The following is a 24,562-nucleotide window of genomic DNA, read 5'->3' on the forward strand; positions in this document are numbered from 1 at the left end:
AATTCTGCTACCTGAGCAATAACCAGTTACAGTCTGTTTCACCCGGACAGTCAGACTCTATTGAACGCTGAATCTGGAAATAACAAGCTGACTCATTACCGGATTCACTCACACGCATGCCAAAACTAAAAGGCTGTGTATCAAGGATAATCCGCTGACGAAACTACCTACCGGACTGGAAAACATTGAACACCTTGATCTGGAACTGGATAAGAAATGGTGCTGCTGGATTATAGTTATAAAGGGGCAGACGGAGAAGGTACTACGCAGTTTGATAATGAGCTCTTTTGGGCAAAGCATGACGACCGGCTGCGTAAACAACTGGAACAGATAATAACAACACAGGAACTCCAAACCTATCAGGAGGGATTGACGGCATTGGCACGCAAGTCCGTTGCCTTTGCTACGACAAAAGAAGATAATTACTCCCGTAAAGGGAACAGCCGTTTCGGCGGATTACCGGATTTGCCTGCGCATATACCCTACCCTTCCTTTAAAGACTATCAGGGGAATGAAAAAGGCATGCAGTTTATAGCACAGATCAACTGTACCGATATCGCGCATTTACAGGATTACCTGCCCCGTACCGGCATCTTGTATTTCTTCATCGAGGATCAGGAAGACACTGATGCAAAGGTGATCTATTACGACGGAGACCTGTCGGCGCTGCAATCAGCCGGTCAACTGGATATTACAGAAGACTACATCTATGACCAGCATGGTATCTATACCCCCTATAAAGTCATAGCAGACAAATACGCCAGTCTTCCTTCCTTCTACAATGCGAGGGATTATTACGCGCATTCGTGGCCGGAACTGGAAGCACTGGAAGAAGAGGACGATGCTACAGATGCGTTAAAACAGGCATTAGAACCTGATTTTAAGGCAATACACAGCATCAACAGTTATGTCTTCAAACAACACGATACGCCGGAAAAAGAGGCCGTACATGCCTTTAAAGGCAAACCGGAGGACTGGATGGTATTGCTGAAAGTAGGTAGTGATAGTCAGCCGGGATTCTGCTTCTGGGATGCCGGGGAAATCTATTTTGTGATACATAAAGTGATCTGGCGAAGAAAGACTTTTCAAAAGTCTATTGCGGACTGGAAAGCAGCTGATCAATCAGGTATAATAGCGAAGGGGCAACAGATGATCTGTTGCCCCTTCGCTATTAAATGACTATTTGTATCAAACCCAATCCAGCGTAACCGGTGAGCCATAAATATAAGCCATGTCGATATACTCACTATAAGGCTTTGCCCTGCTGCTGTTCCTGACTGCCTGCTCATAATATTGCTCTGCCTTTTTGAGATCGCCTTGCACATGATGTATCAGCCCCAGCAACCAATTGGTACTGAAAATAGACGATATACCCTGTGATTTTTTAAGATATGCTTTCGCATCATCCAGCTCGTTTTTAAAGATCAAGGCCTCTCCTATCACACGCATCGCAAAATAGGCAGATTCATTCTTTTCAAGCACATCCAGACACCATTCAATGGCCTGATCATATTCGCCTATACGTACAGCAGATAAAGCTGCCTGCTCGGCACAGGTATTTTCGTAATCCAGCTTTTCCGGTTTAAATGGAATCCCCTTCTCAAATACCTCCATGGCCTGACGATATGCTTTCTCTTTAGAAAGCAGCTTACCGCCCTCGCTATACGCCAGATAATATCCCGGCGCCACTTCCATCGCTTTCTTAAAACATGCCCACGCCCCCTGCTTGTCTTCTGCCGCCAGCAGCCGTTGTCCTTCATTGACGAGCAGGATGCCTTCCTTCGTTACCCCTTCTTTAAATATCGGCTGACCGTGCTTCATCGCCTGATAGATACCATCAATGTTCAGATTCAGGTTGTCATGATGTTCTTTCTCTACCGGATAATATAAATCGCTACGGAAGGCCGACGCAAAATCATGCCATGGCAGGAAGGCGTTATTTGTTTTATACGCAGACAAATCATCATACTCATATAAGGCGGTAATCAGGGTATCCGGTGCAAATTCGAAGCAATTCAGGTCATAGAACCAACACAGGAAAACAGGCGCGTCAATTTTACGGTGTGACGTTTTCCTTAATAGCTCATGATCATCTGCCCATGCATAAGCAAGGTAACGCACAGATTCCTTTCCAAGGGTCGTCTGTAAATCATCGATCTGTAATTTGTCAATAGTGGTATCACCAGTTACATAGAAGGCCATGCCTGATCCACCCCAGCCAGTCACACTACCATGAACCGTCAGATTACCTTTTACAACCAGCAGGTCAATATACAGACCGGAAATATCCAGATCACCGTCTATTTCAAGATCCGTATCACAATAGTAGATACGGCTGTAGTCTTCGAAATAAGATGGTTCATCTTCATAGTTATCCAGCGACATCACCTGCACATCTCCCTCACCGTTCCAATAGTCAAACAGCTGGTCCAGTCCCATACGTTCCAGTACTTCCTCGTAGGTAATCTCTTCCAGCTGGTGTTTTTCAAGAAATGCCTGTTTAGCTGCGTCTTCCTCATCCTCGTCTTCATTTTCGTCTTCCTCATCTTTTCTATTGGGGTAATCATCGCTGTCTTCATCCGGCAATTTTATGGTCGCAATAAAATCTGCCAGCGATTCCTTCTGTTCCAGAATTGAAGCAAGTGCATGGCGGAGTATCTCGTCATCCATCAAAGTAAAGTGCCTGTCTATATGAATAACATGCACGCGGCCCAATGCATCACTGACAAAAAAGTTCTTTTGTCACCTTCTTTGATCATACCCACAATCCAGCATGCGTATAAAAGGCCTTTCTCCTGTTCCAGCAACTCACTCTTCTTGCCTGTGAATAACAGACTGGTAAACAACATCCTGTATAATGTATTATCTGCGCTGCTATAATCTGTATAGCAATAGCTGAGACAGGTCAGCTGCTCATCTTCCCAATAAGCAGAGCCTCCTTTGAGCCAGAATTCCCTGAATGCAGGCGGCATGGCAAATCCTGCCGTTGCTTCCATCCTTGCTAAGTCGTTCGCAGATACTTTACTGCGATTCGCGTTCTTAGGGGCCTCCTTTTCCAGATAGGTAATAAGTGCAATAATGTCGTTGTGTAAATGTTCTGGGATCTCTAATTTATTGGCGTTCATGTTTGATCAAGGGTTTCAACTGATATGATAAAGTGCTGAAAAGCCGCTAATATATAGCAAATAATATTAATTATAATAATTTATCAGGGTACACCCTACGTAAACGCAGGCACGCGCCCTGACAGACTATTAACGATACAGCAACTATACCCTGTATTGACCAGCAGGGATGATCAGTTATTCATACCCGGTAAGGCGGGTGGGGCGGGTTTACGTACCTGTTAAAATAAGCGATCAGGGAAAAAAATTTACGCAATCGGGAAAAAGACAGAGATCTGTTATATAGCGTTAACACCATACTATTAATAATGCCTTAACATAGTACTTCTATATTTGCTACCATCAAAACAGTGATCTGATGGCATCCTCTCCGCTGACCGATATATTGCTACATGACTGGCTGACTGGTGATGATTCGCATTTCAGGCCCTTATTTGAGCATTACTTCCCCCGTCTGAAGCGCTATGCTGCCGGCTTTAGTGGTGACGCTGTAACAGGGGAAGAACTGGCGATGAATGTCCTTTTAAAGGTATGGCAGCAGAAAGAGCGGATCAGTACCGTGAAGGATTTCGACAGTTACCTGTTCACCATGATGCGTCATGAGGTGATCAGTATGATCCGTCAACGGAAAACAATCACAGATAGTCTCACAGACAGTACCGCCGAAACCCCGGCCCCGGAAAACATCAACGATACTATCAGTTACCGGGAACTATTACGCCGCTACCGCCAGTGTCTGGAAAAACTTCCTCCACGCCGCCGTGAGGCATTTATTCTGAACCGTGAAAAGGGAATGAGCTATGCGGAAATAGCAGCTGCACTCAATGTCTCCATCTTTACCGTACAAAATCACATCGCCTCTTCCCTGAAATTCATGCGCGCAGAACTGGATGACTATGCCGATTTCCTGCCCGTACTACTCCTGCTTGCTGTGCCAATGTTAACTGTATATTAATTCAACTTTGCCGGATAGTTTGACGCTTCCTCCTCCTGCGTCCTTTAGGATGAACAAGCTATTATGATCCATCATCCACCCGGCAGAGCACAGCTTATTGCCTATTTTGAAGGTAAGATTACAGACGCCACTACTAAAGAGGCCATAGAAGCATATATCTCTACTGATACGGATCCGCTGCTGGTACAGGTTTGTATGCAGACCGCATGGGAGCATATCCGTGAAGCTGATGTACCACGCAGTACAGCGGCTGACTGGGATCAATTCCGGATGCTGTCGGGTATCCGTAGCTCACGGAAAAGATTCTTACAACCGATGCTTGCAGCAGCAGCTACTTTATTACTGCTCCTCTCCTTATCCGCTATCTATTTTATGGTTCGTAAACCAGCAGCCGTTAAGCCGCTTGCGTGGCAGGAGATCACTGCCGGTCCGGGGGAACTACGTACCATCCGCCTGCCGGATGGTAGTGATCTGACGCTTTTCCCGGGATCTGTTGTCAGCTATAATAATGAATACAATAAAACCGCACGCGCAATAAAACTGAAGGGACGCGCCTACTTTAATGTTGCTACTATTGCCGGCAAACCGTTTTCCGTTTCCGCCGGCAATTACACCACGCAGGTATTAGGTACTTCCTTTGAAATATTCGAACGACCACAACGTCAGGAGCTGTCAGTCATCCTCGTATCTGGTAAAGTCAGGCTGCTGAATGCACAGCAACAGCCCTTATCTGAACTGCGTCCGGATCAGCAGATGACCATCCGCACAGACAATGCCCGCTTCAATATTCTGCCTGTAGCCGCGCAGTCAATGGTTTCGTGGACCACAGGTAAACTATCCTATGATCAGGCAACACTGGCAGACGTATGTCGTGAACTGGAAAAATGGTATGGGGTCAATATTACCATACAGCGTACGGCATTGGAGAAGAAACGTATTACGGCCGACTTTGAACGTCTCTCCTTACCAGCTGTCATGCACATCCTGTCAGAGACCGCAGGTTTTAACTATAACGAGAAGGACAATAACATAGCAGTGTACTAACAAAAATAAAAACGCCCCGTAGCAGCGGGGCGCCTTTCGCAACTGACTGGTTTATCAGCCAAGTAACGAGGTATGCAGGCTTGAACCACCTGCAAGGAATTCAACTGTAAAATAATGAAAACATTTTTAATGCATCGATTACTGATGCTTGTTTTCCTATTGGCGGTCTGCGGCAGACTATCTGCACAGCAGCCACTGGAAAAGGTACTGACCTTCAAAGGCAGCACCATCACCGTTCAGCAGTTCATTCAACAGGTAAAAAGCCAGCAACAGCTGCAATTTACCTTTGATGAAGATGTGAATGCCCTGTTGTCCCGCACAGTGCATATCCGCAAAAACACCGTCTCTTTAAAGGAAGCCCTCGACTGGCTGGCCGCAGACGCCTCCATCCATTGCCGTATCCTTAATAACTATGCGATCCTTAGCGTGGCTCCCGCACCGCAGAAAACACCGGCATCTGCCAATACAGGCTCACCGGAACTGCCACAACCCTCTACCAAAGCACTGGGAGAAGTAGTGGTAACCGCTCTCGGTATCAAAAAAATGAACGTAACCTCGGTTATTCAGTAGCTCAGCTCTCATCCAAAGACGTCAGCGATGTACCACAACCCAATGTACTGAACAGCCTCGCTGCCCGCGTACCGGGTGTAAATATCCGTAGTACGGGTGCTGACCCGGGTTCCAGTGTGATGGTGACCATCCGCGGACAATCCTCTATCAGCAAAGATAACCAGCCATTATATGTTGTAGATGGGGTACCGGTAGCTCCGGCTATCCAGAACCCTGCACAGGCCGTAGATGGCAAACAAACCATCGACTATGGTAGTCCGATCAGTGACATCAGTGCAGACGATATCGCCAGTATTACCGTATTGAAAGGCGCCAGCGCTGCTGCCTTGTACGGTAGCCGTGCCGGATCTGGTGTGATCCTTATCACCACAAAATCCGGTGCTGCGAAAAAAGGACTGGGTGTCAGTTTTAATTCAAGCGCCGTATTTGACAAAGCCTGGATGTTCCCGCATTTCCAGCATGAATATGGTTCCGGTGACTGGACCGGTAGCGATAATACCATCAGCACCGGCGCATGGGGTCCTAAACTGAATACCGGCCGTAAACTCGTACAGTGGAATAGCCCACTCGATGAAAACGGTGATCCTTTACCTTTGGATTGGGTTGCCTATCCTGACCGTGTCAAAGACTTCTTTCGTACCGGACATACCTTTACGAATAATATCGCGGTATCCAAAAGTACTGATGCAGGCAATTTCAGACTTTCCTACGGCAATCTGCAGAACCGTGGTATTGTGCCTAATACAGACCTGAAACGTGATAACCTGACCTTCTCAGGCACCTATCATCTTAATAAATCCATCCACCTCAGTACCAATCTCGCCTATACCAATAACCGTAGTGCAAACCGTCCTTCTGCTTACACAGAAAGCGTGACCATGCAGGTATATAAACTGACGCCAAACGTCGATATTCATGCACTGCGTAACTATTGGATACCGGGTAAAGAAGGGCTGCAACAGTATAATCCTTACAGTACTGATGACAACCCTTACCTGATCGCGTACGAAGAAACCAACAGCTATACCCGTAACCGCATGACAGGCAACGTACAGGCCTCTTTTGATATCAGACCTGATCTGACACTGATGCTGCGTACCGGTCTGGATTATTATGCATTAAATGAGGACCAGCGCAGACCATTCAGCGCCAAAAGAAACCCGAAAGGTGCTTATGTACTGGAAAATGATAATTTCAAGGAGCAGAACAGCGATTTCCTCCTGACCTATAAACCCGATCTGAAAAGCGATTTTAAAGTATCGGTTGCTGTCGGTGGTAACCGTATGGATCAGGAAAGCTCGTCTAATCAGCAGTCCACCGGAAGCCTGACTCTCCCGGGCATCTACAACCTCTCCAACGCAGCAGCAGGTGCATTAGTGAATACACAATCCTTCCGTAAAAAGCGTATCAACAGTTTGTACGGTATCGGTGAAGTGAGTTATCACAATTACCTCTTCCTGAACCTGACAGCACGTAACGACTGGAGCAGCACCCTGCCTAAACAGAACAATTCCTACTTCTACCCTTCCGTATCCCTGAGTGCGATTCTTTCGGATATGCTGAACATCAGGTGGCAGGACCTGTCTTATCTGAAGCTGCGTGCCAACTGGTCACAGGTAGGTGCTGATACCGATCCTTATCAACTGTACAACACCGTACCTTTTGATACCGACTGGGGTAGTGTAAAACGTGCGACCATCAGTTTCAACCAGAAAAACAGTCTGCTGAAACCAGAGATCGCTACTTCCTATGAGGCTGGTGCAGATGCAAGCTTCTTTCAGGACCGCGTAGGTTTTAATATCACCTGGTATAAAACCAACAACCGCAACCAGATCATTCAGGTCCCTACCACTATCGCTTCCGGCGCGAGTACGATGCTCATTAACGCCGGCAATATCCAGAACAGCGGATGGGAAATAGGGCTGAATCTGGTACCTGTAAAAAGCCAGTCCTTTACATGGAAATCTGATATCAACTTCACCCGTAACGTCAACAAGGTCATCGAACTGACACCGGCTGTGACCAGCTATATGCTCGGCAGTACGGATGGCAGTAACATCGAATACCTTATCAAAGAAGGGACTAAAATGGGCGATTTCTACACACGTAGCTGGGTAAAAGTGAAAGAAGGACCTTATGCCGGACAAGCACTCCTGAACAGTAACGGTCTGCAGCAACAGGATGTCGATTTTGTAAAGATCGGTAACTATAACCCTGATTTTATGGTGGGTTTCAACAACAATTTCCGCTACAAAAACCTGAGCTGCAACTTCCTGATCGATTGGCGCGAAGGCGGTGCTTACTATTCCTATGTGGCGAAAAGTCTGATTCAGGATGGTCGTACAACCAATACTCTGCGTGGACGTGATGCGGCACATGGCGGTCTTACATGGACAGACGCCAATGGGACCACACGTGATGACGGTATGATCATGGAAGGGGTGATTGCAAATGGAGATGGCACCTACAAACCAAACGACGTGATCATCGATGCCGCCACCTATTATGACAATAAATACTGGAAATACTACGAGAACGAGACTTACAGTGCTACTTATGTAAAACTGAAAGAAGTATCACTCACTTACGCATTCGGTCGTGGTGTAATGCAGCGTATTCCATTCCTGAGCAATCTGTCCCTGTCACTGATCGGCAACAACCTGTATACATGGGCAGCTGCGAAGAATGGCTATGATCCTGAGATCACCATGAGTCTCTCCAACCAGCGTTATCAGGGTGTTGGTCACTGGACATTACCGGGAACCCGCTCTTACGGTGCTAAACTCAGTTGCAACTTCTAATTAATGACATGATGAAACGAGCTAACATACTATATAGTCTGCTGACAGCAATGACATTGACTGCCTGTACAAAAGACTTTGACGAAATCAATACCAACCCTAACAGTCCGTCTGAAACCAGACCGGAATACCACCTTACAGAAGCGGTGACTCAAACGGCTTATGCCTATGCCGAGAATGGTTTTGCCAGAAGACCGGCAGCGCTGGGACGTTATATCACGCTGATCCGCAACAATGACTATGAACTGTTTCGCTGGACGGCGGTAGACTGGTCAGACATCTATCAGCGTGCGATGATCATCAAGACCATGCAACAGGAAGGTGCCGCTACTGGTCAGCCGGTATATACCGCTGCCGGTAATGTACTCATGGCGTTCAATATTGCCTACCTGACAGACCTGTATGGCGATATCCCTTATTCTCAGGCATTACAGTCGGTAGAAAATGGTAATATCAAACCCGGCTACGACAAACAGGAAGATGTTTATAAGAGCCTGCTTGCATTGCTGAAAGAAGCCAATACACAACTGAAGGCAGGAGGCGCAGGTCTGAATGCAGGCGCTGATGCCCTGTTTGGCGGCGATCTGTTGAAATGGCGTAAACTGGCGAACTCCTTACGTTTACGTATGCTGCTGCGTTGCTCGAAAAACTATGCATCCGCCTTTACGGAGATGCAGGAGATCCTGAATAACAAAACGGAATATCCTATTATGGAAAGCAATGCGGATAATGCAGAAGTAGCGTACCTCGGTGTTAAAAAGGATGATAGCTGGGCTGGCGGACCGCTGAATATGATCGATAATGATTTCCTGAAAACAAAAGCCAGTAAAGAACTGGTAGATGTACTGATTGCCCGCAATGACCCGAGACTGGAACTATGGATCGCGCCTGTCAGCAGTAAGGAAGGTGCTACTATTGATCAGCACCCATATGTAGGTATACCACATGCTTACACCAATCCGGCGGACTATAACGGCGGCGAAACACATCAGTCCACCCTTTCTGCATTCTTCAGAAAAGACAAACCTGCAACATTCAAGGCCAGTCTGATGGTCTATTCAGAAGTCTGCTTTATCCTCGCTGAAGCGATGCAACGTGGCAAAATAACCGTTAACGGCAGTACAGCAGAAACGATGTACAACAACGGTATCCAATCTTCTATGGCCTATTACGGGCTGACAGACGAAGCGCAGAAACGTGACTACTATAATCAGAACACCGTAAAATACAACGGTACACTGGAGCAACTGATTACGCAGAAATGGATAGCGATGACCTTCAAAGGTGCTGAAGGCTGGTTTGATTTCAGACGTACCGGTTATCCTGCATTTGTGGTAGGCCCTATGGCCTTCCAGCCACAGTTCCCCGTGCGATATGCATGGCCGACATCTGAACAGGATGTGAATCTGGACAACTATAAAGCAGCGATCAGCGTATTTGGCGCAGATGATATCAATACAAAAATGTGGTACCTGAAATGAGTCTGAATATGGAAAAAAAGACAGTCGCCAGAAGGAAATTCCTGTCTGGTTTTATCAAAGCAGGTGCGTTGCTTCCGTTTACGGGAGCAGCCACCTTCGCCAAAGCCGCCACCCCTCCTGCTGTACAACATACGGAAGGATATGCCGCCGGCAATACACCTGACAGGATCATCCTCACGATCACCAAAGATCCTGCTACCAGCGCCACTATTAACTGGCGCAGCGCTGCAGGCATCAATACGGCTTATATAGAATATACCAGTGCGGATGCTCATCCGGAGTTTGCGGCCAATGTGAAGCGGCTCACTGCGAACAGTGAAGCGTTCAAACTGGAAGCACTGGATGTAGTCTATCACCGGATAACACTCAGCGACCTGCAACCAGCTACCTTGTACACTTACCGGGTAGGTAGTGACAGTGGATGGAGCGAATGGCTGCAATTCAAAACAGCCGCAGCTACACCAGGTAAAACATCCTTTATTTATCTGGGTGATGCACAGGTAGGCATCCGTCCTTTCTGGAGTCGCGTCATCAGAAAAGCGTATGCGCAATTACCCGACGCGCAGACCATCATTCATGCCGGCGATCTGGTCAACCGTGCCAATAATGATGAGGAGTGGGGACAATGGTTTGAAGCTGGTGGCTATATTCACGGCAGCATCCCTTCGCTGGTAACACCGGGCAATCATGAGTATACACATGAAGACGGACGGCCACATCTTTCACTCTTCTGGAAGCAGCAATTCTCTCTTCCCGGCAATGGTACCGGCGATCCTCAACTGGAAGGTTCTGTATTTTATGCGGACATACAGGGAGTACGTTTCATCTCACTCAATACCATGATGATGGAAGAAGCCAGTTCCGAAGCACTGATCGATACACAGAAGAAATGGCTGGAAACGACACTGGAAAACAATCCAAATAAGTGGACGGTAGTCACCATGCATCACCCCGTATTTTCAACGAAAAAAGGGCGTTATAATGAGAAAGTGAGGGCACATTTTAAGCCGGTCTTTGACAAATATAAAGTGGATATTGTCTTACAGGGGCATGACCATGCTTATGGACGCGGTATGCAACAGGTAGCCCCTTACGGCACCATGTATGTGGTATCCGTAAGTGGCTCCAAAATGTATGAATATGAGAAAATGGAATGGGCGGATGTTGTAGCCGGGCACCTGCAGATGTATCATCTCATTACCATTGATAATGACCGCCTTAGTTTCCGGTCCCATCTGGCGACGGGCGAATTGTTTGATGCTTTTATATTGGAAAAGCGACGTAATAAGCCAAACAGGCTATTGCCTTTTCAGCCATCCGTTATCGCGTAACCAGTTTTCCAGCCTGTCCAGCCAATGCTCGTCAGGATTGCTGGTACGCATCCCAAAACCATGGCCTCCGCGCTGGTAAGCATGCAGTTCCGCCCGAACATTATGCCTTACCAGTGCGGTATAAAAGGCAATACTATTTCCTACTACCACCCCCTTATCATCTGTGGCATGTACCAGAAAAGCAGGTGGCGTTTTATCTGTTACCTGCAGTTCATTGCTGAACTCTGTTACCGTAGCAGGTGCAGCATCCTTGCCGATCAGATTGTCTTTGGAGCCCTGATGTGTAAGGCTGTCTGCCATACTGATCACGGGATATACCAGCACCAGAAAGTCAGGACGCAGGTTTGTATGCTCCGGATTGGGAATATAGCTGTGGTCGAAATGTGTACCGGCAGTAGAAGCAAGATGTCCGCCGGCAGAAGACCCCATTAATCCTACCCTGTTCACATCAATATGCCATTCCTTTGCCCGCTGACGTACCAGCCGGATCGCCTGCTGGGCATCCTGTAAAGGGCCTATGGTACGATCCCACATCGTAGCGTTGTCCGGCATTCTGTATTTCAGCACGAAGACGGTAATCCCCATTTCATTCAGTCTTCTGGCAAAGTTGATCCCCTCATGCGTATAAGCAAGAAAGCTGTAACCACCACCCGGACAAACAATCATCGCAGCACCGTTCGCCTTATCTGCCGGTGGCAGGAAAAGTTGTACAGCAGGTACGGACACTTTATCAAATGACAGACTGCCGTTATTGTCTTTTTTAACTTCTTTATCGGGTACATTACGGCTGTTGACAACACTATCCGGATACAAGGGCATAAACTGTTGTGCTTTGGTAGCACCCGCAATAATGGTCATCGCCGTCAGGCAGATAAGACGTTTCTTCATGTGGAATCCTTTTCTTTTGGCGAAAGATAAGGCAACAATATCGCATCTTATAAAAAATCCTATATTCGGGAATAGCCCATAAAAAACTGTTTTCTTAAAGCGCACTGGTGAATCATCCATAAAAAGTAAAGGAGTATCAGCTGAACCATGTGATACTCCTTTTACTTTAAAAGATGCCGGTTTAATAACTCATATAGACTGTTACAACAGCATGATGGTTATTCGTATTGGTGGGTGTCACTATATGTGTACCGCTGGCAACCACCGTACTACCTGACTTCACCGTAACAGAGAATTGCTCGCCTTCATTTCCTGCTACATAAAATTCATAAAATGCCCTGCCGGATACAATCGCTGTATTGGCAGGCGTCAGATAGTCCACACCGGAAGATACATTCTTTACAGTGGCTGTCAGACCGGCATAGGACTGGCTGGGAGAATCCACATAAACATGGAAATTCATTACAGCTCTTCTGGCAGCTGGTGTCGTCAGCTGACTGAATACACCTGCACGAAAGCTGGAAAATACAAGGGCGCAACATACCAGTAAAAGCGCGATGCTCAATTTCATTTTCATAAAATGGATATTTTAGTCGCGCTAAAATATTGCGGGCCAATGCAATCCGGATGCGGACAGATTTAATATTGAGCCAGCACTTTCCGCAGAATATCCATCACCTTTTTCATTTCTTTTTCGTTCAGGGAGGCAAAGCCCATCCTCAGTCCATTCAGACTGTCTGCCACAGGATCGTAGGCCGTTCCGTCAGACATCTTCAGCCCCATCTCTCCTGCTCTTGCAGCGATAACAGACAGCTTAAATTTACTGTCAAACTGTACCCATACCGCCATACCACCATCCGGTTTCCGGAAACGTACATATGTTCCCAGTTCCTTTTCCAGTAATTCACAGAAAAGGTCTCTCCGCTGCTGATAAAGTTTCAGGGATTTACGGATATGCCGCTGTATCACTCCTTCTTCAAACAAAGCTGCGAGAGCATCCTCAAATAGCAGATCTCCCCGGAGATCGATCACTTTTTTGACCTGTGCCACCTTTTCTACAAATGCTTCTCCGGCAATAAGATATCCCAGCCGCATAGACGCTGTCAGATTTTCGTCACTGAACCTATATACAAGACATAACCTGCGTGATCTGCACCTGCCAATGGCAATATAGGCCGGTGCGCATAATGGAACTCATAATCATAATCATCTTCGATCGTATAGAACCGGTGCTTTCTGATCAATGACAGCAGCTTCATTCTCCTTGCCGCACTCAGGGTCACTGTAGTCGGGTGGTGATGATGCGGAACGATATACAACAGCCTGAATTTCCTTTTACAGGCCTTTTCTATCTGATCTACGTCAATACCCTCCTCATCTACCGGAATACGGTTATTTTAGCCCCCAGCTGCTCAAATACAGCCGTTGCCAGTCTGTAACCCGGCTCTCCCACCAATACTCATCTCCCGGTTTGATCAGAGTGGCCGCAACCGCATAAATAGCCATCTGTGCCCCGCGTGTCAGCAACAACATATCCGGCGTCATCGCGATTCCTCTCGAGCCGCTGATGTGCTCCGCCAGAGCCTTACGCAGGCGGAAGCTCCCCCGGCTATCCGAATACATGAAATACGTTCCACATCATCGTTATAGAAAGCCTGACGTTGTAGCTTTATCAACTGCTCTATGGGAGCAATACGGTGATCCGGAAAACCATCATGATCACATAGCGATATTGCCGTTGCGGATCAGAGGCTCCGGCTGATTTGTCTGTTGTTGCCGGTAAACCGGAACGGAAAGTCCGGGTTTCAGATCCGGCAGGTTTTCCGCCACCACCATACCGGAACGGGGCTTACTGTAGATCCAGTCCTGTGCCGCCATCTCATCATAAGCCGCTACCACCGTTCTGGATGGATATGCATCTCTTCCGCCATTACCCGGATAGAGGGCAGGCGTACCCGGCTTTAACACCCCACTACGGATCAGTTTTATCAGTCCGTTGGCCAGTTGCGCGTACACCGCCTGAGACGACGCTTTGTCTATATGGAGCAACATTGTATCCAGCATAATCTGTACTACCTAATTAATAAAATCTGTATGACTAAGGTAGTACAATCGCGTCATAACTTTGTGCCAACAAAAACAAACAAAATGGCAACAAGAACATTCATCGGCAAAAACCATCCTGAACTTTACAAAGTGATGGCAGATCTGGACAAAGCGATACATGTGGCAGGCATTGACAAATGGCATCATGAACTGATCAAATAGCGGCTTCACAATTCAACGGCTGTGCCTACTGCGTTGATAAACATACACAGGACGCCATCGCGATGGATATTCCTATCCGGAAGATTGTACTGATCCCTGTATGGCATGAAGCAACTGATCACTTTACACAGGAAGAACAACTGATCCTGCAGCTGACCAAAGCTGTGACCTTTATACATGAACATGGTATTACAGACGAACTGTATGATGAGTGCGTGCGCGTATTCGGAGAAGATTACACCACCAAACTGATTGCAGCAGTTACTGTGATAAACACATGGAACCGTGTAGGTGTTTCCTTTAAGCTGCAACCTAAATTCTGATAGCGGTAAACATGAAAGTATTACATATTGACAGCAGCATCCGTAACGAACGCTCCTGTATCAAAGGAGTTGTCGGCCTTCTTCATGACAACACTATCCACCAGATTCGGCCAGCTCCCGGTAGATTATCTCGATCTGTCTGTTGACACACCTTCACATCCGTCTGCGCTCTTCGTACAGGGCAATTATACGCCCCGGAGAGCGCACGCCGGAAATGATCGCAGCACTGGCTGAATCGGAAGCACTGGTAGACAGGTTACATGACGCTGATATCTATGTGATAGGAATGCCTATGTATAACTTCTCCGTTCCTTCTTATTTCAAAGTGTTTATAGATAACATTGTCCGGATCAACAGGACCTTCCATAAGCACGAAGGTCAATATGAGGGATTATTAAAAAATAAGAAAGTCTTATCATCAATACCAGAGGTGCAGACTTTTCAGCAGGATTTATGCTGGAACAATCCATGGACCAGTTGCAACCCTATCTCGAAAGGGTATTCGCTTTCCTCGGATTGCATGATCTTCATTTCATCAATGTATATCCTGTGCAGTTCTCCGGTCCGGAAGCCAGAGCCACTGCCATCGAAAATGCCAGAAAGAAATAACTGAACTCGTTAACACGCTCTAAATAATATATCATGGCGATTAAAACTGCCACTACAAAAGAGGATCTGCTCAACTGTAAACTCCCTGTATTACAGTTTCGTACCCACCTCGATCCGGACAAATACCTCGATACCATGCAGGAAGTTATCGAAGGAGGGTTTACACTCGCCTTTATTACGGACGAAGCGGGTGAAGCAGCAGGCATTGTCGGTTACCGGTTTATCAATATGCTGCGTACGGTAAAACGATCTACATAGACGATCTGTTTGTGCTGCCGGAATACCGTGGTAAGGGATATGCCTCACAACTACTCGCTCATGTCAGGGACGTTGCCACTGTCAATGACGTTAAACAGGTACATCTGGATAGTGGTTATCAGCTGCATCCTGCACACAGGTTACTCAATCATGGATTTGTATTGAATTGCCTGCATTTCGCCTATGCCGTCTGATTACCATTCCAGCGGAACTGATTTCTCCAGAAATCCATAACCATAGGCCACTCTCAGGTGATCACCTTTCTTAGCGGCAGACGTTTTCCTCCAGTAACAAAGCGTCTTTTCTATAGGCATTTTTCCTGTAAATGTCATGCTGCCCTTTTTCGTGAGGTCAGTAATACCTTGCCGGCCGGCACATTATTGACATATAAGGTAACAGGCAATGTATCTGTATTAGCTACCGGCGCCTGCCAGCTGATCTGCCATGCATCTTTCTGACGATGGATCGGCTGCGGATGATTGTCATACCAGCTGAGTACGCCAGACTCATATTCCACGCAGTATTATGGTTGATCCAGCCTTCAAGGTGCCTGTCTTTTCCCTGCGGATTAAAAGGATACATCTCCGTCCCGGGTAAACAACTCAATGCACCGCGTGAAAGTTCCAGCCGGCACACACATCTTCCTGATAGCCCCTCGGATAGCCTTTCGTAATACCATCAAATCCTTTCTCCGGATGATGCGCTGCATGTACATTCAGGGGGTTCCGGCCATACAGGTTATCAAAATGCGCAAAGGCATCTGTTTTAGACGGACTGTCTTTGTTTTATCTTTCAACAAGGTAAGAGCCAGTAATGCAGATGCAGGAAACCCTGCCACATTGCCACTTCATTCATTTCCGGTACGGTCCAGTTATACCTGCATATCATATCTTCTGAAATCCCATGCATTGTCTGAACGGCTGATTACAACATCTGTCCATGCTGCTATTTTCTTTTCCAGACCAGCAGGCGCCTGTTTAGGTATTGTTGCAGATAAACGGCAAGGCCACTCATCAACATATGTTCACTCATACGCTGCCCCTTTGTACTCATAGATCCTGTAGGGACAAAGAATCAATGATCCATTTCGTCTGCTGATATGCCGCTTTCATATACGCATCCGCCTCCGGTGATTTATCGCGTTTCGCCACCTCATACATCAGCAGATTAGGTAAGATGGAGAACCGGGCGCATGACGGCCTTAGTAGTGCCCACCTCTCTTTGTATATCGAATAAACCCACCTCACGCCAATGCTGCTGCACGAACGTCAGCACCTGCTGATAAAAGTCCGGAGAAAACCACTTATTGATGTAGGGATAAGCATACAGGAAAATGCAAACTGTGCCAGCGTCTGCGGATGCAATTGTTTTGGTAAGGGATCTTTGCTGGATCCTGTGTTTCCGGATTCACCAGATAATAACCAAGCCCCCAATGCAGATCCATCATCACATCAGGGATATGTGTACCCTGTGGTGGCTCAATCGTTGTAAAGTATCTGCGGGCAGCTTCCATCGCCGTTTCATCATTAGGATTTCTCACCAGTACATAACCGGGATCCATCACCCCCTGTTTCAGACTATCATAAGAAACGGTTGCAGGCATCGCATCATATGCCGCCGGATTCGAAAGATACATCAGATCAGAGAAGGAATCTCATACGAATAATATGTACCATCTCTCCACGGACAACCACCATATGCAGAATGGTGTGTACCCGTAATACTGCGTGTATCATTCATGACCAACAGATGGCTCCAGACCGGCAGTTTCTATGAGACAGGGAGCAATCCGGAAAGGATAAGATACGCCTCCGGCAGATCAGCCCCTTTTACATGGATGACATAGGTAGAGGCCTTACCATCAGGAACAAAGCCCGTAAAATCGCCGGTACCATTTTTAGTTGTACCCTTATACAATGCTGTCTGACTATCATTCGCAGTAATATAAAAATCCAGACTGCCACTCATCGCAGTGGTACGGTAAAACGCATGGGTTCACCACTGTTATAGCCGGTCTGACTGACACATACCCAATGTGCCGCCGGACGAAAAGTATCCTGCGCTGTAGTATCTGTCATGCTAAACAGCACGATACAGATCAACAGAAATATCCATTTTATACATTGCTTCATAGTCAGTAATTCTTTACATTGTTGTTGAATAAGTTACCTTTTACTGCTCCGTATTATACCGTTGTTATACCGTCATTATGCCTGTAGTGATCCGCTCAGCAACGGACAAATACCGTTGTAATAGCGGCATAATGCCGATATAATATAAGGGATGAACTGCCTCCTGCTGCTGACAACTATGTTACCTTAATAACACCTGACAGCAAACAATCCGGCCGGCGTATTTCCATGCGTCCCTTTCAGGTGAATGGTGAGTCTGCTGGTAACAACCGCTTCCTGCAGTACAATACGTTGTAACGAATGGTGATTATCTTTTACGCTTAGTATGGCTTCATTCTGGTCATTACAGATCACAAATGAATGCACACAAAACGGCATCGCTCTTTCAGGATGATGATAAATCACATTTTCCATCGGATGATCAAAATCAGTATCGAATACCAGTTCTATCTCGCGTATTGTCTTCTTTTCCGGCCAGCTGAGGGTCAGACGAGGATCATTATCCAGACTATCCGCTAACCAGATATTAGGCTGAAAACAGGCCGGTTGATTCCGTTCCGGACATTCGCAGCGCCAAATAGTGCTATTCCCTCCGGTATGTCAATAGCCAGATTTTTACCCGCCGGACGCCGTTCCGGGCACCAGAATTCAAATGCTTCCACACCTATATCCTCCGGTGGTGTTTGCGCACCATAATTGGATACAGCAGGATTTGTTTTATTGAATACGGTGAGAATACCACTAACCCGATCACTACTACTCCGCAAACGGATATTTTCATTCTGCATAAAACAGACAAATACATAATGATCTTCAGGAAGAAACGTATCAAAAGATACGAAAACTGCCTGCTGTCCCGGTTTCAGTGGAAGAGACAGTTCCTGCAATATCACATCAGGGGTATGATGCGATTGCCGGCTGCTGGTGCGCAATGATACCTGTAATACAGTTGCTTCCTTTACATCTGCATATACCGTCATTGATGGTATTTTGCCTGCTTGTAGCGGCAGTAGCTGCGCCATGGAAGCATCAAGAGAGATATAGTCCCCGTCAGCCTTTAAAGTACGTAACACGTATTCACTACTTGTAGTAATGACAGCGTCCTTCACCAGATCCTGTTCGTCCTGCACCATCAGTTGCGGGATATACTGTCCTGCCCTTAGTAAGGACAGCTGTAACAGCTTTAATTGTTCTTCCTCTAACAACTGACGTGGCTGCATATTATACCGGCGACACAACACGGCGGCCATACCGACGGCCTGTGCGCCACAGGCACTGGTACCCATTACCCTGCTCGAACCAAAAGCCACATGGGAGGCACTGATAATACGACCTGCCAGAAACAGATTGTTGATATTATGACTGTAGAGACATCTGTAAGGGATCTGGTAAACGCCTTTGCTATGCCACTGATTACAGGCTGGTTTTTCGCTAAAGATACCATCTGCAGGATGCAGATCGATAGACCATCCTCCGTAGGCAACAGCGTCCGGATGTGTATTTTGCAGCACTATATCCTGTTGACGCAACATATAGTCTCCTTCAAAACGTCTGCTTTCACGTTTACCGGGGATCTGTCCTACCCATTCCAGCGTCATGGTATCTGCTTCAGGGAATAAGCCCGAATTCTTAATATGATTCCAGATTCCATACACCACTTTCCATAGTTCCCACTTGATGGTCTCCGTGTCATGTACCGTATCCAGCCGGCCACCATATTCTATCCACCAGAACTGACAACCCTGATCCTGACTATTGATACGTCTGTAACGGGGAATTTCCGTAATATCTTTTAAAGCATAAGCCGGTGGCACAAAGGTGGTCGGACGGCCGGTATCTTTTGTATAGAAGTACAATGAATGACCCAGTAGTTCACCATATTCAGCTGTCGGAGCAAACTTCTCCCCAAACTCGCTTTCGCTTTCTGCGCCCATACGAAACGCCGCACCTGCCAGAAAAGCGACAATGCCATCTCCTGATGCATCACAAAATAAAGGCGCGCTTAATGCATACAGTGTACTGTTCTGACTACAGAAGGCCATTACTTCTTCTATGATATCAGCCGATTTCTTTTTCACTTCGAATACGGCTGTATTCAGCAAGAGACTGATATTAGGTTCACTGGTCACTTTTTCCAGTAAGATTGTATCGTAAATAAGTGGATTGCCATCAGGATTACGCCAGATATTTTCCGTCATGATCTCATCAACGACACCACCTTCGCGGGCCCAGCGATTATTATTACCCATATGTGAAGTAGCGCCTAATACCCAGAGCCTTACTTCACTGGAAGAGTTGCCTCCTAATACGGGTCTGTCCTGTACCAATATGACCTTTATACCAGCACGGGCAGCGGTAATCGCACAACAAACCCCTGCCAGTCCGCCGCCTGTAACAATCAGATCTGCCTCATAGCGGAGTGTCTTTAATTGTCTTCCTTCACTGCCTTGTTCTTTCATCATAAGCTTCGTTTTTTGATTCCCTGTTTTTCAGGTGATGGTGCGCATCACTATCTGTCTGAGGGATGTTATTTTGTAGCATGTATCCGGGTTGTTTACGCAGCTTCCGGGCAGCACGCAGCGGAATAATTGCCGTCAGCAGTACCACCGTTGCAATCACTGCCACCAGTATATTTCCGCTGGCCGCCAGTAAACTGAGTATATATAACATCAGCGCAGTAAATGCCAGTGAAAATGCGATCACACGCAAACCGAAATGGTTTTGTTTACGGATGGCTTCTTTTTCTGCTGCGGATTGTATCGCTGTTTCCTGTTGCTGCTGCAGGCGGAATAAACGGTATTCCACGTATTCCTTTGCCGGCTCTTTAGTGGCAATGACAAATTCATAGAATAACAATAGCAGGAAAGGTAATCCTACGCCCAGCAGCATTTCTTCTGAGCGGCTTAACTTTAGTGTCGTCAATACAGGTACCACCAGTTTAAACAAAAGGTTGATCAGCAGACTTGCACCTGAGATAATATAAGCGGCTTTTCCTGTCAGCTTTTTTGAAAACAATGCCCACAATGGTGGCAACAGTGATGGGCCACCGGTAATAGCGGCAATACTTAGTACGACCTCAATCATCCCTCCTGCTGCGGGCACTAATAATGCAACGCCTATCATACCTATCCCCAGTAATAATCCTGACAGACGGGCCACACGGATCAACTGGCGATCGCTGGCGCCGGGATTGATCAATGCTTTATAAATATCATTGGTGATGACGGCAGAAGTGACATTCAGAGTGGTATTGGCTGTAGCGGAAGTAGAAAAGTACATGCCGGTCAGCATCAGCCCCATGAGCCCCGGCGGTAATACCAGTCTGCAGACCTGTAAATACGCATTTTCTGTATTCAACCCCGTCAATGAAGGATCTATACTGCGGTAGATCATAGGTGGCAGCATCCATATCACCGGACTAATCAGATATAATGCAGCAAATAAGAAAGCAACTTTCTTAGCTGATTTCGCGGAATCCACGCTGGTATATCGTTGCACAAAGGTCCAGTTGCCGCCGATATAGCTGATATGGTATAACGCAAATGCGACAATGAATCCAAAAGCATATTCTCCGTTGATAATATGAAAGAAATCGTCAGGTACCTGTTGCGTAAACTTCTCCCAACCGCCTGCGGCATCGAGTGATAAAGGCAATACCATCAGCACTGCTGCTGTAAGAATGACAAACTGTAGAATATCTGTCACCATTACTGCCCACAGACCACCGATAGCGGTATACGCAATCATCATCAGTCCCAATACGATGGTACAGCTTGTCAAGGGAAACCCCAGCGATACGCTGACCAGTTTGGCGACAGGATACAATACGGCGCCTTTATTGAACAGGGAAACCAGCAGAAATATATTGACATAAAATTTCTGTACCGGTGCACCGAGCCGCTGACGAATAAATTCTGCCGCTGTCAGAGCGCCTGTCCGCTTCCAGCGTGGGGCCAGCAGAAAGGCGGTGATAATTCCCCCGAGACACATGGTCCACTGAATAGTAACCGCTACGAAACCATATTTGTAAGCGATACTCCCCCACGCGACAAAAGTACCTGCTGAAAAAAAGCTCATAAAAAGGGAGAGACCACCGATAAACCAGGTACCGCTTCTCCACCGGCAAAAAAAGATTTCATGTTTCTGCCGGTACGGGCAAACAGCATCCCTATGATCAGTACGAAAGCTGAGAAAATGAATATAACCGTAGTATCTATCGTTGATTTCATCATAAGCTGAGCGCAATTATTTTCAGGCCATATGGCGGAATATGCACCTTCCATTGCTGACCGGATAGTGTTTCTTTTTCGATCTTTCCTGCTGCATCCAGCAGTGTTACCTGCCCTATTGCAGTGGCGGAAGTTTTGCCGGTGTTTATGGTGACTGTCGTCTCCTGTGATGCATCATCGTTATTCAGCAGGAGGATATAAGTTTCTCTTCCGGAAGTACTCCTTGCCATAAGATAATCTACCTGCGGATTATTAACCTGTAACAATCCATCCGGCATATACAGATTTACCGGCTTCCCAAAAAGCTGTCCCGGCGCAAAACCGTAACAGGCATGCGGTCCGACTTTGGGAGTAACAAATCCTTTTGGAAAACTGATACCCATATTGCTGCGGAGGGAAACTTCGGATACAAGATAGTCTGTGAGTAATCCCACCTGCCACCACGCATGATGCGGATAAGGACCTGCGCCCTTATTCATTGCCCGCCAATAGTAGGACGCTACACTTGTGGCAGTATCAACAAAAGCATCCCGGCCAAGTACGGCGGCACGCGCCATATTGATAAAAAGAGAATCGTGTGTGAGGGAGAACAGGCGTACAAACATACCCGCATGACTGGCCAGCATAATCGGACCGTGTGAATTGGCTGATCCCAGACTACCACCATGTTCGAAACTCAATCCGGCCTGACTGATCTGCCAGTCAGCCCATTCCTGTCCGTTGACTGTTTTTCTCGCGGTGGAAGGAACCGGATGTGTGTAAATGGAGGCCGTATAAATTCTTGCAGCTGTGATAGCGGCCTTTTTATACTTTTCATCACCACAACTTTCATAGAGATCAAGTAAGGCCTGTACGGTCTGACCGGTTGCGAAATCTGCCACAAAACGGGCATCTCCGCATACACCGAGAAAACTGCCTTTACTGACGCCTTCCCGGATCAGCCAGTCTGCACCTTTCCGGGCAGCTGTCAGGTACTTTTCATCTTTCAATATCCGGTATGCGACCAGCAATCCGTAAAAGGTGGGCCGCAGATCCGGAATATCCGTAAAAACAGCTTTTGTACTGCTGCCGTCATATCCTACCTCCCAGTGACCGTCTTCATGCTGCCATTCCAGTAATTTATCCGCCCCGAGTCTGAGGCGTGCCAGCAAGGCATCGTCTTTGGGCTGAAACAGGAGGATATTACCGATATCCAGCATCGTGTAGTAGGTCAGTGCCACCGGTTCCACATAAGTGCCCCATTCCTCCGTAAAACGCTGTTTTTTCCAAAGGTAGTATTGTCCGACAGCGGCCCCCTGAAAAAAGCCGGGTTCCGCCTGTTGCTGTACGAGTTTGAAATTACGTGCTGCCGGTAGTCTTTGGTGTAGTAAAGTAGTATCTCCGGTGATGGTAGCCAGCATCCACATAGCACCGTAATCAGAGTTTTTCATGGCATCCCCTCCTGAACCGACGACACCACCCAGATAGGACTGTGCACCTATTTTTAAACCTTTGTAGTCGAAAGTCTTCCACATGGAAGTACTGTCGTCATCCAGATAATGCAATATGGACAGGATCCTGTCGGAGAGTGACTGCCGGGTCGTCTTCAGTTGCAGAAAATCTGCAAAGCGATAGACGTCGTTCACGGCATGCTGATACACGGTGTACCAGTCTGTTGCCTGTACGGTATACCGGAAAGAGAAAGAACGTTTTTCTCCCGGCTGCATATAGGAACCTGATTCTCCTAATACGGGATGATAGGCGACCGGTGTAAAGCGACCTTCCCTGTCCATGACAGACAAGCCCAGTTTCCATTGCTGATGAGTATAATGGTCGTTCTCCCATGGATCGCGACCGGTGCCGGGAGCGGGAATGACAGCCATTGTGATACCCTGTGTGCTTATCAGCGGACTTAATGTACTCGCGGTACGTTCACGGAAGATGACCGGTTTATCCGGGATTCCCTGTCCGTAGCCATAGCTTAGCACCAGATCATGCTGTACCGTGGAACTTTGAAAATATCCCGGTATCATCGCATATGCAGGTTCGTCATTATTTACGGTCGCCAAAGCAGGCGTAGCGATAGCATAATAACCTGCTTTCCGGGCGGTGAAAGTGATATTGACCAGTATATCATGTTGATACTGTTTATCCAGTTGCCACACGGCGTTCAATTCCCCGTAGGGGGAAACATGACGAAAGATCAGTACACCGGCAGGCGTTTGCTGTACCTGTTCAGGATAAAAAGCAAGCGGTGTACCCGCTGTATTCATATTAACGGGACGCAGGTTATCTTCCCAGTTCTTTACCAGATAGCGATAATCTGCCAGAGAGAAGCCACCGGGATGCGTATTGGCCAGCTGCATATCGGGTATACTGTCTGGTTTATCAGCACTGTACAGCAGCAGATATTTTCCTGACGGGTGCAACAACGTCTTTCCATCTGTGCGGATACCTGCCAGTTGATAACCGTCTTTGGCACGAGTCCATTCCAGCAGCAGCTTTTCATTCTGCAGTTTTAACTGAGCGGAGACAGTCTGCACACACAGTATCAGAGCCATGCTATAGC

General features: G+C 47.0%; 29 protein-coding genes and 1 pseudogene. 12 read left to right on the forward strand and 18 right to left on the reverse strand.

The annotated features are described in order from the left end of the window. Positions 1–216 precede the first annotated feature (216 nt). Complete coding sequence (locus FEF09_RS24805; protein ID WP_222597119.1) at positions 217–1,179, forward strand: YwqG family protein; 963 nt, start codon at positions 217–219, stop codon at positions 1,177–1,179. Positions 1,180–1,188: 9 nt separating this feature from the next. Here FEF09_RS24805 and FEF09_RS24810 read toward each other — a convergent pair whose 3' ends face one another. Continuing rightward, positions 1,189–2,670, reverse strand: a complete 1,482-nt coding sequence (locus FEF09_RS24810) for a tetratricopeptide repeat protein (RefSeq protein WP_146307617.1) — start codon at positions 2,668–2,670, stop codon at positions 1,189–1,191. 17 nt (positions 2,671–2,687) lie between these two features. Then, complete coding sequence (locus FEF09_RS24815; RefSeq protein WP_146307618.1) at positions 2,688–3,125, reverse strand: hypothetical protein; 438 nt, start codon at positions 3,123–3,125, stop codon at positions 2,688–2,690. A 358-nt stretch (positions 3,126–3,483) separates the two neighbouring features. Here FEF09_RS24815 and FEF09_RS24820 point away from each other — a divergent pair, with 358 nt between their 5' ends. The 6 genes from FEF09_RS24820 (at position 3,484) to FEF09_RS24840 (ending at position 11,307) form a co-directional block, all read left to right on the forward strand. Next, positions 3,484–4,080 carry an RNA polymerase sigma-70 factor gene (locus FEF09_RS24820; protein ID WP_146307619.1) on the forward strand — a complete coding sequence of 199 codons (597 nt, stop codon included), beginning with the start codon at positions 3,484–3,486 and terminating at the stop codon, positions 4,078–4,080. A gap of 63 nt (positions 4,081–4,143) precedes the next feature. Next, entirely contained in the window at positions 4,144–5,124 is a 981-nt protein-coding gene (locus tag FEF09_RS24825) for a FecR family protein (RefSeq protein ID WP_146307620.1), read from the forward strand. A gap of 114 nt (positions 5,125–5,238) precedes the next feature. Continuing rightward, positions 5,239–5,694 carry a hypothetical protein gene (locus FEF09_RS31875; RefSeq protein ID WP_222597120.1) on the forward strand — a complete coding sequence of 152 codons (456 nt, stop codon included), beginning with the start codon at positions 5,239–5,241 and terminating at the stop codon, positions 5,692–5,694. Further along, complete coding sequence (locus tag FEF09_RS24830; RefSeq protein ID WP_222597125.1) at positions 5,580–8,495, forward strand: SusC/RagA family TonB-linked outer membrane protein; 2,916 nt, start codon at positions 5,580–5,582, stop codon at positions 8,493–8,495. The genes FEF09_RS31875 and FEF09_RS24830 overlap by 115 nt, the downstream gene beginning before the upstream one ends. 8 nt (positions 8,496–8,503) lie before the next feature. After that, positions 8,504–9,976, forward strand: coding sequence for a SusD/RagB family nutrient-binding outer membrane lipoprotein (locus tag FEF09_RS24835; RefSeq protein WP_261387746.1), 1,473 nt, complete (start codon positions 8,504–8,506; stop codon positions 9,974–9,976). Between the two features lie 8 nt (positions 9,977–9,984). Then, positions 9,985–11,307, forward strand: a complete 1,323-nt coding sequence (locus tag FEF09_RS24840; RefSeq protein ID WP_146307621.1) for a purple acid phosphatase family protein — start codon at positions 9,985–9,987, stop codon at positions 11,305–11,307. Here the strand turns inward: FEF09_RS24840 and FEF09_RS24845 are convergent. From FEF09_RS24845 to FEF09_RS24870, 6 genes are all read right to left on the reverse strand, one after another. Then, on the reverse strand, positions 11,275–12,195 hold the full coding sequence (locus FEF09_RS24845) for an alpha/beta hydrolase (RefSeq protein ID WP_146307622.1): 921 nt from the start codon (positions 12,193–12,195) through the stop codon (positions 11,275–11,277). The two genes, FEF09_RS24840 and FEF09_RS24845, sit on opposite strands and share 33 nt — an antisense overlap. A gap of 181 nt (positions 12,196–12,376) precedes the next feature. Then, positions 12,377–12,772 (reverse strand): hypothetical protein, encoded by a 396-nt coding sequence (locus tag FEF09_RS24850; protein WP_146307623.1) that lies wholly within the window; start codon positions 12,770–12,772, stop codon positions 12,377–12,379. Positions 12,773–12,834: 62 nt separating this feature from the next. Continuing rightward, positions 12,835–13,290 carry an aminotransferase class I/II-fold pyridoxal phosphate-dependent enzyme gene (locus tag FEF09_RS24855; protein ID WP_146307624.1) on the reverse strand — a complete coding sequence of 152 codons (456 nt, stop codon included), beginning with the start codon at positions 13,288–13,290 and terminating at the stop codon, positions 12,835–12,837. Between the two features lie 8 nt (positions 13,291–13,298). Beyond that, positions 13,299–13,514, reverse strand: a complete 216-nt coding sequence (locus FEF09_RS24860) for a hypothetical protein (protein ID WP_146307625.1) — start codon at positions 13,512–13,514, stop codon at positions 13,299–13,301. Positions 13,515–13,587: 73 nt separating this feature from the next. Next, positions 13,588–13,818, reverse strand: coding sequence for a hypothetical protein (locus FEF09_RS24865; protein WP_146307626.1), 231 nt, complete (start codon positions 13,816–13,818; stop codon positions 13,588–13,590). Between the two features lie 96 nt (positions 13,819–13,914). Beyond that, a complete protein-coding gene (locus FEF09_RS24870; protein WP_146307627.1) occupies positions 13,915–14,259 on the reverse strand; it encodes a hypothetical protein in 345 nt (114 codons plus the stop codon). Positions 14,260–14,459: 200 nt separating this feature from the next. Here FEF09_RS24870 and FEF09_RS24875 point away from each other — a divergent pair, with 200 nt between their 5' ends. The 5 genes and pseudogenes from FEF09_RS24875 to FEF09_RS24890 all read left to right on the forward strand — a co-directional run bounded on the left by FEF09_RS24875 (position 14,460) and on the right by FEF09_RS24890 (position 15,847). Next, on the forward strand, positions 14,460–14,786 hold the full coding sequence (locus tag FEF09_RS24875; RefSeq protein ID WP_222597126.1) for a carboxymuconolactone decarboxylase family protein: 327 nt from the start codon (positions 14,460–14,462) through the stop codon (positions 14,784–14,786). A 27-nt stretch (positions 14,787–14,813) separates the two neighbouring features. After that, complete coding sequence (locus FEF09_RS30955; protein ID WP_186774510.1) at positions 14,814–15,020, forward strand: hypothetical protein; 207 nt, start codon at positions 14,814–14,816, stop codon at positions 15,018–15,020. Beyond that, a pseudogene (locus FEF09_RS24880) lies at positions 15,001–15,395 on the forward strand (FMN-dependent NADH-azoreductase). The gene FEF09_RS30955 and the pseudogene FEF09_RS24880 overlap by 20 nt, the downstream one beginning before the upstream one ends. Before the next feature lie 33 nt (positions 15,396–15,428). After that, the gene (locus FEF09_RS24885; RefSeq protein WP_146307628.1) at positions 15,429–15,653 is read left to right on the forward strand and encodes a hypothetical protein; all 225 of its coding nucleotides are present in this window, start codon (positions 15,429–15,431) and stop codon (positions 15,651–15,653) included. Positions 15,654–15,664: 11 nt separating this feature from the next. Beyond that, positions 15,665–15,847 (forward strand): GNAT family N-acetyltransferase, encoded by a 183-nt coding sequence (locus FEF09_RS24890; protein WP_186774506.1) that lies wholly within the window; start codon positions 15,665–15,667, stop codon positions 15,845–15,847. Here FEF09_RS24890 and FEF09_RS30960 read toward each other — a convergent pair whose 3' ends face one another. The 10 genes from FEF09_RS30960 to FEF09_RS24920 all read right to left on the reverse strand — a co-directional run bounded on the left by FEF09_RS30960 (position 15,848) and on the right by FEF09_RS24920 (position 24,554). Continuing rightward, a complete protein-coding gene (locus tag FEF09_RS30960; protein WP_186774507.1) occupies positions 15,848–15,985 on the reverse strand; it encodes a hypothetical protein in 138 nt (45 codons plus the stop codon). It abuts the gene before it with no gap. Continuing rightward, positions 15,982–16,170 (reverse strand): hypothetical protein, encoded by a 189-nt coding sequence (locus tag FEF09_RS24895; protein WP_146307630.1) that lies wholly within the window; start codon positions 16,168–16,170, stop codon positions 15,982–15,984. Before FEF09_RS24895 ends, FEF09_RS30960 begins: the two co-directional genes overlap by 4 nt. 786 nt (positions 16,171–16,956) lie before the next feature. Then, positions 16,957–17,289, reverse strand: coding sequence for a hypothetical protein (locus FEF09_RS24900; RefSeq protein ID WP_146307631.1), 333 nt, complete (start codon positions 17,287–17,289; stop codon positions 16,957–16,959). 134 nt (positions 17,290–17,423) lie between these two features. Continuing rightward, a complete protein-coding gene (locus tag FEF09_RS24905) occupies positions 17,424–17,621 on the reverse strand; it encodes a hypothetical protein (protein WP_146307632.1) in 198 nt (65 codons plus the stop codon). Further along, positions 17,618–17,785 (reverse strand): hypothetical protein, encoded by a 168-nt coding sequence (locus FEF09_RS30965; protein ID WP_186774508.1) that lies wholly within the window; start codon positions 17,783–17,785, stop codon positions 17,618–17,620. Before FEF09_RS30965 ends, FEF09_RS24905 begins: the two co-directional genes overlap by 4 nt. Positions 17,786–17,971: 186 nt before the next feature. Then, the gene (locus tag FEF09_RS33670) at positions 17,972–18,199 is read right to left on the reverse strand and encodes a hypothetical protein (RefSeq protein WP_261387747.1); all 228 of its coding nucleotides are present in this window, start codon (positions 18,197–18,199) and stop codon (positions 17,972–17,974) included. A gap of 101 nt (positions 18,200–18,300) precedes the next feature. Further along, positions 18,301–20,247: an FAD-dependent oxidoreductase gene (locus FEF09_RS24910; protein WP_261387748.1), complete on the reverse strand. Its 1,947-nt coding sequence runs from the start codon at positions 20,245–20,247 to the stop codon at positions 18,301–18,303. Next, positions 20,225–21,862, reverse strand: a complete 1,638-nt coding sequence (locus FEF09_RS24915; RefSeq protein WP_261387749.1) for a sodium:solute symporter family protein — start codon at positions 21,860–21,862, stop codon at positions 20,225–20,227. The genes FEF09_RS24910 and FEF09_RS24915 overlap by 23 nt, the downstream gene beginning before the upstream one ends. Next, the gene (locus FEF09_RS33675; RefSeq protein ID WP_261387750.1) at positions 21,859–22,017 is read right to left on the reverse strand and encodes a hypothetical protein; all 159 of its coding nucleotides are present in this window, start codon (positions 22,015–22,017) and stop codon (positions 21,859–21,861) included. Before FEF09_RS33675 ends, FEF09_RS24915 begins: the two co-directional genes overlap by 4 nt. Then, the gene (locus FEF09_RS24920; protein WP_261387751.1) at positions 22,014–24,554 is read right to left on the reverse strand and encodes a glycerophosphoryl diester phosphodiesterase; all 2,541 of its coding nucleotides are present in this window, start codon (positions 24,552–24,554) and stop codon (positions 22,014–22,016) included. Before FEF09_RS24920 ends, FEF09_RS33675 begins: the two co-directional genes overlap by 4 nt. Positions 24,555–24,562 lie beyond the last annotated feature (8 nt).

Source organism: Chitinophaga pinensis, from assembly GCF_007896845.1.
Lineage (GTDB): Bacteria > Bacteroidota > Bacteroidia > Chitinophagales > Chitinophagaceae > Chitinophaga > Chitinophaga pinensis_C.